The following is a 14,599-nucleotide window of genomic DNA, read 5'->3' as shown; positions in this document are numbered from 1 at the left end:
AGAGTTGTCCGGGACACCGCTTTTGGTTGATATAAGCTTAATCCGTTCGGACGGTGAGGGGTGTCTGAACGTTTCCTTACCATTAGGATGATTACATTATAAGTTCAATCACATTAATTAAAGTAAGATTTACAGGCCTACAGCTTGATACGCTTTGGTAATGGCAGTAGCTTCAGCAGAATTCGCTCTGTACAGATCTTTGGCTGCTTGAATGGTAGCTGTTTTGGCAGCGGCAAATTTGGACGTTGGTGTCAGGTAGTTCACCAGTGTGCTGTAGAAAATCTGGATCGCTTTATCCCGACCGATTCCGGTAACAGTTACACCATTATGTGTTCCGCCTTGAGCAGCAAGGTAGTAAGCTTTGTTAATGATACCACTGTTGATATGGACACCGCCGTTGTCCTGTGAGCCTGTGTAGCGATCGCTGTATTTGTCAGGTTGCCCATACAATGTAGGGTTGGAGAGGGAGCGCAGCGCATCTCCTGGAATGTTAGGTGTGTAGATATCATCACCGAGCAGCCAGTTTTTGCTTTGGATCGTATTACCGAAAATATCGGCAAAGGCTTCATTAAGTGCACCTGGTTCATTGCGGTACTCCAGATCGGCTGTATATTCAATAACACCATGCGTCAATTCATGGCCCACAACATCCAGATCACCAGACAGGGATCGGAACGTCGTTCCATCTCCGTCACCAAAGACAATCTGTGCCCCGTTCCAGAAGGCGTTATTGTAATTGGAGCCGTAGTGCACGGTTGATCTGATCAACAATCCGTTACCATTAATACCGTTACGGTTGAATTTGTTTTTGTAGAAATCATACGTAGCAGCCGCATGAGCATGAGCATCTACACCTGCACGATCGGTCCATACATTATCCGAATCCGTGAGCAAGCTACCAGGCAGTGAGGAGCCATTGTTTGCCGTGTACGTTTGGATGCCATTGCCACGAGTGGTGTCTTTCAGTTGGAAGGTGCTGCCGGATTGGGTGGTTGTCAGGGTTTTGGTATCTCCAAGTACACCTGTACCTGTTCCAGTGGCAAAGTTAATGAGGTCAAACTGGGATACGATACTGCCATCTACTGCGTTAATGAAATATTTGGTCCGTAGAGGGGCAGGTTCCAGTACGTTTACTTCCGTAATGTAAACCAGATACGTCTGACCATCTTCTTCATGATGGTAGATGTTCAATTCAGCTTGAGGTGTGATTTCCGCTGCACCAAGCTCTCCGATCCGGGAGGTTGCTTCTTCGGTTGCAATACGGATCGCGTCTTCTCCGCTGATCTCGGCTACACCATCATTCGGAATGGCCTGCTCTTCAATCGGTGGAAGATCGCCAAGTGCGGAGCTAACGGCTCCGGTTTTGTCCAGGTGGACCGTCTGTTCTGCACCATAAACCGGGATACCTTTAATATACTGTTTCAGGCGGAAGTGTCTTACGCCAGATGTGTCTGTGTTTCTTTTGACAATTTTGAGCTGGGATTTCACATCGGAATTCAGGAATTGTTCCTGCTGTCCAAGATAATTAAAGATGGTATCATCTGTTCCACTGTTCAATGGAATACCCTCCTCAGAGGCATAAGGGGCCTGAAGTGGAATGGATTGATCAGACACTGGAGCTGCAGTAGCAGAGGATACGGAAGCGAGCAAAAGAGCTCCTCCAAGAATTGTTGGCATAACTTTGGCAAATTTCATAGTAAACTCTCCCATTCTTATACTTATTTTTTGGTTGGAAAATGTTCATGCCAGTCTCGGTTGGAATTCCGTCTGCAACTTGGGCAGCGCGGAGCGTGGGGCTGGACCGCCGGGGGTTGTCCAATTGCGCAGGTAGAAGATACGTTCACGGAAAACTGGGGTGTTCAATCCGGGTTTGCGTAAATGACAAAGGCAGTGTGTTGTTGAACGGCATCACTCCTCTCAAGAGTAGAATGTATCTGCTTAACAAGTTCTGTGAATGAGGTCATAATCTAATCAACCTAAGGTCAATAAATTGATTTAAAAAATATATGGGAACTTATGTTCGCCACAAGGTTATTTTTGTAAATAAAACTGCTTGGAACGTATATTATCACAATGTAAAACTTTGGAAAAGATACAATTTTAGATTTTTGTTAAATTTGTGTCTGAAGTAGGGGAGAGGTAGCGTTTTTCACATATTTTGACGTATTTTGTCTAAAAGAAAGGCCTGTACCCTCGTGTTACCAGGGAGAACCTGCTTAGTGCAAGGACAAACGCCGTTTCCACTGCTCCACGAATACATAGAATAACGTGTACTCCCTTGGCATGCCGATGATCGAATGCGGGAGGTGAAACTGTTGCGCAAAACCCGTACCACAGCACGTTATGCAACCCGAACCAATGTGACACGAAGAAAAACAGTGCTGAAGAAACGAAGATGGAAGTCTGGACACAAAAAGGGTACAAAGGCCTATACGTTCGTTATTCCATCCAAACAGCTGATGTCACAGGCTAAGGATGGAGTAGAGAATGGAGCGGAAAATGGCATGAGTGATGCTCCTTCACACAGGGGGGGTTCTCAGCGACCGATGCTCTCGGTCATTATCCCTGCTATGAATGAGGAGAAAAGGATTGGTGCAGTTGTCCGTGAAGCGCTGCGGATATGCCGTGATGCTGAAGTGCTTGTCGTTGTGAATGGTTCAACAGACGGTACGGCTAACGCAGCCAAACGGGCTGGAGCACGCGTGCTCACGTATGCCGAAGCACTGGGGCATGATGGAGGACGAAAAGTAGGCGCAGCGGAGGCGCGCGGTCAGGTACTGTTATTTACTGATGCAGATATCGCAATTCCCGCAGAGCACCTTGCCCCTTACGTGAAGGCTGTGCTGAAGGGAACGGATGTGGCGCTTAACGACTACCATGGGCCGGTCACTCATCATCCCGTTCATCCGGTAGTGGAGGCCAAACACATGTTGAACAGCATACTCGCAAGATCCGATCTCCGGGGGGCATCCATGACAGCTATTCCACATGCAATAAGCCGAAAAGGACTTGAGGTCATGGGCATATCCTCACTGGAAGTTCCGCCACTCGCACAAGCCAAGGCCGTGATCGGCGGACTTCGGGTACGCGCTGTTCATCACGTACCTGTGGGTAGAATGAATGCAGTACGAATCAAGAAGCGAAGCGGACCTGATCCGCTCAGTCAAGTGGTACTGAATGATCATATGGCAGCGATCAAGTGGATTACGGATACGCTCGGTCCCCGCGGAGGTTATACCGATCTGAAACGTGTTCGCAACCTGGCGAGGTAAGCATGTCGCATCGGACGATGCAGCATGCTGGAGGTGAGGAAATGAAGGGACGTTCAGGGGTTGTCCGCCGCAGGCGGACAACAAATAGACAAACGACAGCAGGAAGAACAGTAATGAACAAGCGTTTTAGGAAAAAGAAACATGTAGATATTCAAAAAACAAGAAGAAGCCGAGCAAAGTCTGGCCAAGTAGATCTGCACTTGATGTGGAAAGCGGGGCAAGTTGCAGGAAGCGAGGCAAAGGCAAACAACACAGTATCAGAAAAACATGCACGTCTCGTATGGAATGCACACGCGGTGAACGTTGCGGAGCTAAGCAACTTCGAGCTAGCCCTGAAAGCAGGTAAGGCATTTATGCAGGGTTATGCTCAGGCCTCGGGACATTCATTCCAGATCGTGCCGCTCCCTCTTCGTCATTCGGCTGCTGCCATTGTCTGTGCCTGTAATGAGGAACACACACTGGGGCAGGTGTTATTGCAACTAAAGCGGTTGCCTCTGACGGATATTATTGTGGTACTGAATGGAACGACAGATGACAGTTTGAAGCAGGTACTAAGGCAGCCGGGACTTACAGTAATCTATGAACCTGATCGGGCAGGACATGATGTCGGCCGGGCACTTGGAGCCAAGATGACGGATGCGGAGACGGTACTTTTTGTGGATGGAGATATGGTCGTCTCGGCTGAACAGCTTGCACCCTTTCTGTTCGCGGTTGATCGGGGACAGGATGTGGCGTTGAATAATCTGACGTCTTTGCTTCCTGCGTTTGCAGGGCAGGATGAGGTGAGCCGGATCAAAGCATATCTGAACCGAACATTAGGCAGGGCAGATCTGGGTTCCAATTCCATGACAGCTGTGCCCCATGCATTGTCTCGTCGTATGATTCAGACCGTGAAGCCAGCATCACTGGCCGTTCCACCTAAGGCACAAAGTCTAGCTATTCAGCATGGAATGAACGTCTCGGCACCAAGTCAGGTGGATGTTATTCGTTCCAATCGGTTGCGTCCTGGTAACACGGGAAGTGGGAATGATGTCGCCAAATTGATCATCGGAGATCATCTGGAGGCACTGGCTACATTGCTGGGTACAGGTTGGAATCCAGCCCAGGCACATACACTCTCCCGTGTAGAAGTGGCTTACAGGAGGAACGCCTAATGACACTGACGAGTATGATTATCCCAACGTACAATGGTCTGGATCTGATCAGGCCCTGCATCGATGCCATGCGTCAATACTCGGGCGATCCTGCGTCATATGAAATTATTGTGGTAGATAACGGTTCGACGGATGGAACGGCTGAATATTGTGCGCTGGAGCGAATTCGATTTGTAAGGTTCCCGGACAATCGGGGGTTTCCGGCAGCGTGTAACGCTGGACTTCGTGCAGCTTGCGGGGATGAGCTGTTGCTGTTGAACAATGATGTTACGGTCACGCCCCGTTGGCTTGAGAACCTGCGAACGGCTCTGTACAGTGACGCAAGTGTTGGGATCACGGGTCCTGTTACGAATTATGCAAGCGGCATCCAGCAGATTAAACTGGCGTTTCGGGACATGGAACATTTTCAGGAGTTAGCCAATGCCAATAATGTTGCGGATTCTTCAAGGTGGAGGGAAGTACGCCGGATCGTCGGTCTGTGCATGCTGATGAAACGAGATGTCGTGGAATCGGTTGGACTGCTTGACGAGGCGTACTCCCCGGGACACTATGAGGATGACGATTATTGTTATAGAGCAAGATTGCAGGGATATCGCCTGCTGGTATGTGGAGATGTTCTCGTGCATCATCAGGGAAGTGCCAGCTTCCAGAAGACAGATCCGGTAGCGTGGAAACAGCTGCTTGAGCGTAATCGTTCGATTTTTATGAACAAATGGCATGTCGATCCGCTTGAATATATGGACATATCCGATGAAGGAGGGAACGTGGAATGAAAGGTGTAATTCTTGCCGGCGGAACAGGAACTAGACTGTATCCGCTGACCCGGCTCATTAACAAACATCTGCTTCCAGTCGGTAAACATCCGATGATTATGTATGGCATCGACAGGCTCCGCCAGGCAGGCATTGATGAACTATTGATTGTGATCAACAAACATTCCGCCGGGTTATATACAGAGTATCTTGGTGGCGGAGCAGATCATGGGGTCAAGTTGACTTATCGCATTCAGGAAAAGGCAGGCGGGATTGCGGAAGCATTGGATCTGGCAACCACTTTTATTCTTCCTGGCGAAAAATTCGTTGTGCTTCTCGGAGATAATCTCTTCAGCGATGATCTGAAGCCTTATGTGGACCGTTACATGCAGCAACCTGCTGGTACAGCGCGAGTTCTGCTCAAAGAGGTGGATGATGCACGACGTTACGGGGTGCCTGTTTTTGATCCAAAGCATCCAGAGCGAATCTCGTACATCGAGGAGAAGCCAAGCCAGCCGAAAACCTCTTATTGTGTGACGGGCATATACATGTATGACGATCATGTATTTAACCTGATTCGCAACATTGCGCCGTCTGCGCGCGGAGAACTTGAAATTACGGATGTGAATAATCACTACGCATCTGCTGGCGGACTGGAATACGACATTTTGCAGAAATACTGGAGTGATGCAGGTACATTTGAATCGCTCCAGGAAGCAGCTGTCCATATGAAAGGACAATTGCCCTAAAATATATGCGCCTGATGCTGCCGCTGTGCGGTGCCCCATGGGAGCAGAACACTCTGCGCCGGAGCTGGAAGGATGCTCCGGCGCTTTGCGCAGCGACAATCCTCGTGCATGCCAAAGGAGGGAATGGCGTGAGAGTAGTGACACGTACCGGGGCCGCTAGGGCCTCCGTGTCGGGTAAGCCCCGGGGCATCCACCCGGCCGTATTTATGGGCAGTGGCACTCCGGCAGCAGCAGGTACAGGGTCTGCTGGAGTCAGAGGTGTGAAGTCAGGGAAACGGAGTACCCTGTCCAAAGTGGGTACATCTGCAGGCGCAGCGCGTAAGGTCCGTGCAGGCAAAGCGAGCAGCGCAGGCAGTATTGTTGGCAGAGCAGGCAAAGCTGGCTCTGCGAGCGCGAGTAAAGCGGCAAGAGCCAGCCGCACAGGCAAAGGCAAAGCCGGCCTGCGCCAGGCCACTGCTGGGCGCAGGCCGGCATCAGCGCGGGGCCGGCGTGCCGCTGCCCGCGCCAAGCAGCGCACGGCGATGCGCCGTGCGCCCATGCCAGCACCGCAAGCCAGCACGCCACAGGCGATGCCTGCCAGCGGTGCTGGCCCCGCCCCGCGCCAGGCGACACACCCGAAGGGTGTCGCCCCCGCAGGGCGGGGAGGCGCTGCCGGCGCGAATGCGGGCAGCGCGAAGGGCTTGCCGCCTCCGCCCGCGGAGCACGCAGTGCAGGCGGAGGCCGTGCCCGGCGGCTACGCCGAGGGCTACCGCGACGGCGTATTCGCCGGCGGGGAGGCGCTGGTGGCGCAGCACATCCCGCCGGATCACATTCTGCCTGCCGTGGCGGCGGCAGATCTGATCGCGGCGGGATTCCGCCAATATGCGCCCAGCCTGGCCCGGCTGTCCAGCCCTCATGAGATGGCTGGACACATCACGGCGGCGCTGGATGCGCAGCGCCCCTTGTCTGTCGTTCGCCTCGGAGATGGCGAACTGCTCACGCTGGCAGCCGATACGGTGCTGCCAGGTCAGGAAGTGCAGGAGCTGGCACCGTTTCTGCCCTATGCAGGGGTGCCATGCTCAACCCCCGACATCCGCGCGATGCTTGCGGAAGCCATACAGGCCGCCGACTGGGTTGGCGTGCCGATCTCGCGGGCACCGACATTCCAGGGTCTGTTATTCCCGGTATTACGCCACTTCGGGATCGACTGGTCCCGGCTGAAATTGACCAGTTCCACGATCAATTACAGTCTGCATCAGTCTGGCCTGGTGTTGCCCTTGCTGCAAGGACGGCGGGTTCTGCTCATAGGCAGCCAAGCACCAGAGCTTGCGGCACTGCTGCATAGCCGAGGGATTCATGTCACAGGCATCATTGGTTCTGTGGCGGGAGTTATGGATATTCCGAGGGTGATGCAGCAAACCGCAGAACATGCTTTTGATATCGCTTTGGTGGCGGCGGGAATTCCGGCGGTCATTCTGTGTCGGCGAATTGCAGGTGAACTCGGCAAGGTCGCTCTGGATTTTGGACATTTGGCTGACAAACTGGTAACAGGAGAGCTTCAACTCTAGTGGACCGTCCGGGGGCTGGTCATGTGCGTGTTGGCCTCACGGACAAGTGGAAATGGAGGGAGCAACATGAGCACACCCGATCAACAGCGCGGGGAAAAACGTCATAGCCGCAACAACAAGGTTAAGGCACGAAACGTCGTCCGTCGAAAGGGTCACAGTCATCTGAACATCATTCCAAATATCAGCACTCACAGTGACAAGAGCCGCAGTGAAAACAACCGGAATGGCAGCATAAGCAGCGAAAAAAAAGCGGCCCGCCGTGCCAGACAGCACGATGTCTCGCGATCGGCCATGGCAGTCCTGCATGCAGCAGGTCGTCGCTCAATGCAGAAATCCAGACGCAAAGGCAAAAGCAGGCGCACAGCCAAAGGCGCCAGGCTCTACAAACAGGGGTATACCAGAGGATACAACGAAGGTGTCCGCCAGGGACAGAGCTCGTTTGGTCTTGTTTTTGAAGGAGTTAGCATCATTATCCCCACGTACAATCAGCGAGACTATGTACTGCAATGTGTGTCCAGTATCGAGAAGCATACCCCTGCCCCCTTCGAGATCATTGTTGTGGATAATGCCTCCAAGGATGGAACTGCCGAGGCTATGCTCCGCAAAGGTGGCATGGTGAGGGTGGCTGCTCTAGATCAGAACCGGGGGTTTGCCGGAGGTGTCAATCATGGGCTGATGATGGCGAGAGGACGACATATCGTCGTACTGAACAACGATACGCTGGTTACTCCAGGCTGGCTGGATAACATGATGACTTGTCTTGCCAGTGATCCAAAGATTGGTGTGGTGGGTCCGGTGACCAACTATATTGGCGGGGATCAGCAGATTGAGGTTCCGTACCGTGAGGTAGAAGAGATGTGGTCTTTTGCCGCCACACATAATCGTCCGGATGCAGACAAACATCGAATAACCGATCGCCTGGTCGGGTTCTGCTGGCTGTTCTCACGGGAGCTGCTGGAACGGGTAGGTTATCTGGACGAAGGGTACGCGGTGGGTAATTTCGAAGATGATGACTGGATCATCCGGGTGAAGCTGGCAGGATACCAGCTTGCGGTAGCCGGGGATGCCTTTATCCACCACTTCGGAAGTGTCAGTATGAAAGCCTTGGGTGAGCAAGACTTTGCTGTAGTGAATAAGGATAACGAGCAGTTTTATAGCCAAAAGTGGGGAGATCCCCATGCGCTGGTTGCCGAAACCTCCCGCTTGGCTAGACAACAAACCTCTGGTACCCCATCCGGTCAACAAGAGGAGGGTGACACCAACCCAATTGATCCGCGTCAGCGAATCTCAACGCAGGGTAGCCAAGATCCAGCATTACAGTTCAGACACAGTTATGACTTCTACCCGGAAGGTTCGTTCCTGTCCGATGCCAAAGGAGATGTCTATACTTTAACCGGCGGTCGGCGGCGTAAGTTGAACATCCCTGTACCGCGTGGAATATCTCCTGTTCAGGTTGCCAAACCGGATCTGCTCGCCATTCCTGCCGGAGAAGCACTGATATCAGCGGGGGACGTGCAAGGATGGCCGAGGGAATCACAACAGGTGCATACGACAGCGGTTCATGGTTCTCACCATGGCTGGGCAGAAGGAAGTATTGTTGCCGCAGTGGATACACCCGAGATTCGATATCAGATCAGCGGAGACAAGCGGAGACGATTTGTATCGGTCTATGCAGCAGAACGTTGGGGTGTACATTCCGGGCATATTGTCAGCGTGCCTGCGGACCAACTGAATTCGATGGAAGAAGGTTGGCCCATTATCGCCCCACCTCAGCTCTTGAACCCCGATCTGTAATGTCAGGCGATCTGTTTATGCGAATCAGTAGCATGATGCGGAATGGAAAATGTAGCGGTACCCTGTGTAATCGCTCTGATTCATTCCGCATCCGAATATTACATATGAGATGGTAACTATATAATTGGAACTAAAGATTATTTATACTGACACTACGATGACAGAATAACCTTCCAATCGCTGTTATCCCCAGAATTTTTCGAATCCCCTTTCTCAAGGGAAAATCCGGGGATAGCGTATGCTTCCGAGGCAGCTTTCTTTCAGAAAGCTTGTAGCTTCGCTTTTTCAGGTTTTTTCTGTCCTCTCCGTTATCGTATAAATGATTAGTTCAACTTATATAGACCACTTAAAATAAAGCGATTGAGGGAGGATGCGGGATGAAGAATTCTATAGTCAGACAAGCCGAACAGATTGCCAGTGAGTTTCTGCTGGAACAAGTAAAATGCTCACATCATATCATAGGTAAAGGTTTTGTTAATCAGGTCTGCTTGGTGGAGACGGCAAGTCATAAAGTGGTTGTACGCATGAACGATCCAGATACATATTCTACCTTTGTGAAAGAAAAATGGTGCATCGAACAAGCGGCGAGTGCCGGTATTCTTGGTCCAGAGACATTGTCCGTTGGGGTCAACGCTGAACATGCCTATATGATTCAAACGTATATCGAAGGGGACAACGGATTAGACACGACCGTGCCTGCTTCCGTAATCTGGAGGAAACTCGGTGAGTACACACAACGTATGCAATCCATCCCGGTGGCTGGTTTCGGAAGGGAAATGCATGATCACGTACAAAACAAATTTTACTCTCCCCCTCATGCAGGATCAGATGGCAGTTGGCAAGGATATGTGCAATACAATATCAATAGTCTCACGGAGCAAGATCCATTGATTGAGCTTGGTGTCATTACCATGAAGGAATCACAGCTCGTAAGGCAATGGTTCGAACAATTGAAATTGCAAAATTTCCGCTTTGGTTTATGCCATGGCGACTTCTCCTTGAAGAATACAATCGTAAGTTCAACGGGTGAGATTACCCTTCTGGACTGGGGGAATGCGGAGGTCACCGCCGTGCCGTATGGCGATATCATTCAACTTATGCAATGCGAGCTACGGGGTGAGGGTCCTGACAAGGAAGAATTGAAAGCGTTTTTAGAAGGCTATGTGACAAGTACACAAGAGCAGGAGCGTGAACTGAATCAGGCGAGGCATGTGTTGCTATTGAAGCTTTTGACACCCTAAGGTGGGCTATAGATCGGAGTCCGGATCAGATCGAGTTCTACACTGATTTAGCAAAACAAGCTTTTAACCAGGTTAGGAGGGGCCAATAACGATTCATTCCTGTAAATTAAGCCATCTTTCAAATTTATAATTTAATCTTTCTATTTGGTTATAGGTTTATTCTATTAGCAGATCCATTGACGCCTGAAGGGTGCAGGAGTACATTTATAGCCATAATTCTTATTTAACAGATGGGAATTGAAGGTCTAGGGCATTCGCCATCCATCGCTCAGATCTTAATTTTAAAACCAACCAGGAGGTATGTCGATGTCATCATCAACCAAAAAAGTCGTGCTGTGGAGCAAAACAGGCTGTCATTTCTGCGGGGAAGTAAAAGCATTTCTGACAGAGCGAAACCAGCCTTTTGAGAACATTGAAGTGCAGGGTCATGACGTGCTGCGTGATGTGCTTGAAGCAAAATATGGCATTCGGCATGTACCTGTCATTGAAGTGGGAGGGGATGGCAAGTTTGAAGCCTTGCTGGAACCTGATCTGGAGAAGCTGGCGGAACTTCTGGCACGAGCGGACGAAGCGGCAGCAGTCTAACGGGAGTTGATATATACCTTTGGAGCAAGCCGTTCCGGCTGCTGCATGATGCAAGATCGCATTTGTACAGCAGCTGGAACGTTCAAAAGCTATGGCTCACTTGGGATGTAAATAGTCATATTTACATCTTCAATGTTCATATAGAAAATATCTATTAGTCACGCTGTTGACCCTTTTACGGGGCAGTGATAAGATTTGTGAAATTAAAACAAACCAAACTCATAGGAATAGTTAACTTTCAAGTTATTTTGCATACGTAATCAGTTCAGTTGGCCCTTGATCATTCTTTTGAAGATTCTAATCCAAGGAAGGCGGAGTGCATATGACAGCGAAACGCAGTTTGAAATTTGGAGCCATTATTCATGGGGTTGGAGGAAGCAACACCACATGGAGACACCCGGAGGTTCTGTCGGATGCCAGCGTTAACTTTGGATTCTACAAACGTCAGGCACTGAAAGCAGAGGAAGGCAAGTTCGATCTGGTCTTTATCGCAGACGGTCTGTATATTACCGAGAAATCCATTCCGCATTTCCTCAATCGCTTCGAACCAATCAGTATCCTCTCCGCTTTGGCTGCCGTTACTTCACGCATTGGACTGGTGGGTACCCTCTCCACATCCTATAGTGATCCATTCACCGTAGCCAGACAGTTCGGTTCCCTCGATCAGATCAGTGATGGCCGTGCAGGCTGGAACGTCGTGACTTCTCCGCTGGAAGGTACAGCGAAGAACTATAGCAAGAGCAGCCACCCTACGCATCCGGAACGTTATCGCATTGCCGCGGAATATTTACAGGTAACCAAAGGGTTGTGGGACTCTTGGGAAGATGACGCCTTTGTAAGAGACAAAGAGAGCGGCGTATTCTTCGATCCATCCAAGCTGCACACGCTTAATCATGAAGGAGAATTTTTCTCCGTACAAGGTCCGCTCAACATTGCCCGTTCACGGCAAGGACAGCCGGTGATTTTCCAGGCAGGTTCATCGGAAGATGGCAAAACCCTGGCGGCGCAAGAAGCGGATGCTGTCTTTACTGGACACGATACGATTGAAGATGCACAGGCATTCTATAAGGATGTCAAAACACGGGCGGCTTCCTATGGACGTTCTGCACAGGATATTGTTATTCTGCCAGGCATCAATCCTATTGTTGGACAGACCGAAGAGGAAGCAGAACAGAAATATCAGGAGATCGCAAGCCTGGTTACCATTGATAAAGCGCTGGATTATCTGGGACGTTTCTTCGAACACCATGATTTCTCCCAATATCCGCTGGATGAACCATTCCCGGAGCTGAATGGCATTGGAAGCAACAGTTTCCGCAGTGGCACGGACAAGATCAAGAAGGATGCCAAAGAGCAGGGATTGACGTTGCGTGAAGTGGCTCTGCGGGCAGCAACACCACGCAGCAAATTCCTGGGCACACCGGAGCAGGTTGCTGACAAGATTCAGGAATGGTTTGAGACGGAAGCAGCGGATGGTTTCATTATTGCTTCGGAACTGCCAAGTGGATTGTCTGATTTCGTGGAACTCGTTGTTCCGATTCTGCAAGAACGCGGGCTGTATCGTACGGACTATGAACACGATACATTGCGAGGTAACCTTGGGGTGCAAATTCCAGTTAACCGTTATACGGCTGCCAAGGAACAAGTTGTATCTGATTTGGCATAACGGATAGGGAGCGAACGAGCATCTGATGTTGTCTGTTGTGTTCTCCAAACGGTATTAAAGTAATCACTACGTTTCGTACTACTTTAAAACCGACTTAACTCATAGGATATATATAGTATTGGTATAAACATCAATTTTATGACACCTGTATACACAGAGGGGGAAGCGATATGAACAGGTCTATCTCATGGATGAAATATATGACATTGGCAGCAGTATTGGTGATGGTATTATCTGGTTGCGGAGCGGCGGGAGGCAACACGAACAGTACGGCACAGGCATCAGGCGGGGGGCAGGCCGGGCAAGCCGAAGGAGGCAACCTGACTTTTGCACTCGCCACTTCACCGGATACGCTGGACCCTCATCGCAGTGGGCTTGCCGTAACAGTACGCGCCATCCGAACGATCTACGACAATCTGGTTGTGCAGCTGCCTGATGGTTCTATCAAATCTTGGCTCGCCACGGAATGGAGCGTATCCGAGGATGGCAAGAGTTATACGTTCAAGCTGCGTGAAGGTGTGAAGTTCCATGATGGTACACCGTTTAATGCGGAAGCCGTGAAATACAATCTGGACCGGGTGATCGACCCGGTCACCAAAGCTGCCAATTCTCTGGCCCTGATTAGACCGTATAGCTCCTCCGAAGTCATTGATGAATATACGATCAAGGTAAATCTGGAATCACCATCGCAAGCCTTTCTTGGCAACTTGAGCCAGGCACTTCTGGGGATCGTATCCCCTACGGCTGCCCAAAAATATGGTGACCAGCTAGGTAAAAATCCGGTGGGCACAGGTCCGTATACCTTTGTGAAATGGGATGAAAATGCGGATATCGTCGTTGCCAAAAACAAGGATTACAACTGGGGACCTGAGACGGTTGAAAACAAAGCCGCGCCCCATGTGGATACGATCACATTCAAAATTGTACCGGAAGAAGCAACGCGTATCGGAAGTGTACAGAGTAGTCAGGTACTCGCTGCCGAGACGGTTCCACCGCAAAATATCGCTGCATTAAAAAACGATCCGAACCAGCAATTGTTGCAGGCCAACACGGTTGGGTTGCCATATACACTCTTTTTCAATCTGCGCAAAGCGCCTTGGGATGATGTGAAAGTAAGGCAGGCGGTACAATCCGCCGTAGATGTAGAATCGATTGTTAAAACATTGTATCTGGGCAACTACGAACGTGCGTGGTCCGCACTGTCTCCTGGAATCCTTGGTTATGATGCATCGCTGGAAGGAAGCATCAACCCGGACATCAACAAAGCCAATCAGCTGCTCGATGAACAAGGCTGGGTGAAAGGTGCTGATGGAATTCGTGCCAAAGACGGCCAGAAACTGACCCTGCGGTATGTCGATGGTTCGCCCAATCGGGAGAAACGCAATGACATTGCCGCCATTATCCAACAACAGTTGAAACAGGTTGGCATTGCCGTTGAAGTCGAGATTACAAAAGATATCGCAACAGTCATCTATCAGAACTGGGATTATGATCTCTATGGCAACAGTCAGGTCAATTCTGATCCTAATGCCTTGTATGCTTTCTACCATACGAGTGCAGAGGGCGAGCGTCCGACATTGTCCGGTTTGTCTGATCCGAAGATCGATGAACTGTTAGAGCAGGGAGCGGTTGAGACAGATCCTGATAAACGTGTCGAGATCTACAATCAGATCCAGCAATACCTGATTGAGCAAGCGGTAATTCTGCCGATCTATGTATTCCCGTATACCGTCGCAGCATCCAAAAAGGTCGAAGGCATCAAGTTTGATTCACTGGGGTATCCACTCTTTAACGACGTCCGCATTCAGCCCTAACATGAACGACCAATCCAGATTCAGG

The 14,599-nt window shown here is 50.3% G+C and carries 11 protein-coding genes; 10 read left to right on the top strand and 1 reads right to left on the bottom strand.

Features of this window, described 5'->3' with window-relative positions:
• Positions 1-129: 129 nt before the first annotated feature.
• A complete protein-coding gene (locus tag AC6CIF_RS21255; RefSeq protein WP_498201450.1) occupies positions 130-1,695 on the bottom strand; it encodes a M4 family metallopeptidase in 1,566 nt (521 codons plus the stop codon).
• A gap of 620 nt (positions 1,696-2,315) precedes the next feature.
• Here AC6CIF_RS21255 and AC6CIF_RS21250 point away from each other — a divergent pair.
• The 10 genes from AC6CIF_RS21250 to AC6CIF_RS21205 all read left to right on the top strand — a co-directional run bounded on the left by AC6CIF_RS21250 (position 2,316) and on the right by AC6CIF_RS21205 (position 14,574).
• On the top strand, positions 2,316-3,272 hold the full coding sequence (locus AC6CIF_RS21250) for a glycosyltransferase family 2 protein (protein WP_498201449.1): 957 nt from the start codon (positions 2,316-2,318) through the stop codon (positions 3,270-3,272).
• A 41-nt stretch (positions 3,273-3,313) separates the two neighbouring features.
• Entirely contained in the window at positions 3,314-4,426 is a 1,113-nt protein-coding gene (locus AC6CIF_RS21245) for a glycosyltransferase family A protein (RefSeq protein ID WP_179088521.1), read from the top strand.
• A complete protein-coding gene (locus AC6CIF_RS21240; RefSeq protein ID WP_498201448.1) occupies positions 4,426-5,199 on the top strand; it encodes a glycosyltransferase family 2 protein in 774 nt (257 codons plus the stop codon). The genes AC6CIF_RS21245 and AC6CIF_RS21240 overlap by 1 nt, the downstream gene beginning before the upstream one ends.
• Positions 5,196-5,927 carry a sugar phosphate nucleotidyltransferase gene (locus tag AC6CIF_RS21235; RefSeq protein WP_498201447.1) on the top strand — a complete coding sequence of 244 codons (732 nt, stop codon included), beginning with the start codon at positions 5,196-5,198 and terminating at the stop codon, positions 5,925-5,927. Before AC6CIF_RS21240 ends, AC6CIF_RS21235 begins: the two co-directional genes overlap by 4 nt.
• Positions 5,928-5,932: 5 nt before the next feature.
• On the top strand, positions 5,933-7,474 hold the full coding sequence (locus AC6CIF_RS21230; protein WP_498201446.1) for a GT-D fold domain-containing protein: 1,542 nt from the start codon (positions 5,933-5,935) through the stop codon (positions 7,472-7,474).
• A gap of 66 nt (positions 7,475-7,540) precedes the next feature.
• Entirely contained in the window at positions 7,541-9,268 is a 1,728-nt protein-coding gene (locus AC6CIF_RS21225) for a glycosyltransferase family 2 protein (protein ID WP_498201445.1), read from the top strand.
• A gap of 377 nt (positions 9,269-9,645) precedes the next feature.
• On the top strand, positions 9,646-10,509 hold the full coding sequence (locus AC6CIF_RS21220; protein WP_498201444.1) for an aminoglycoside phosphotransferase family protein: 864 nt from the start codon (positions 9,646-9,648) through the stop codon (positions 10,507-10,509).
• A gap of 306 nt (positions 10,510-10,815) precedes the next feature.
• Entirely contained in the window at positions 10,816-11,094 is a 279-nt protein-coding gene (locus AC6CIF_RS21215) for a glutaredoxin family protein (protein WP_145325164.1), read from the top strand.
• A 322-nt stretch (positions 11,095-11,416) separates the two neighbouring features.
• On the top strand, positions 11,417-12,760 hold the full coding sequence (locus tag AC6CIF_RS21210; RefSeq protein WP_145325165.1) for an LLM class flavin-dependent oxidoreductase: 1,344 nt from the start codon (positions 11,417-11,419) through the stop codon (positions 12,758-12,760).
• A gap of 170 nt (positions 12,761-12,930) precedes the next feature.
• The gene (locus AC6CIF_RS21205) at positions 12,931-14,574 is read left to right on the top strand and encodes an ABC transporter substrate-binding protein (protein ID WP_498201443.1); all 1,644 of its coding nucleotides are present in this window, start codon (positions 12,931-12,933) and stop codon (positions 14,572-14,574) included.
• Positions 14,575-14,599: the final 25 nt, after the last annotated feature.

It is taken from the genome of Paenibacillus sp. GQ49, from assembly GCF_059759055.1.
The sequence above is the reverse complement of the archived record's forward strand: the minus strand, read 5'-3'. Positions and strand labels throughout refer to the sequence as shown.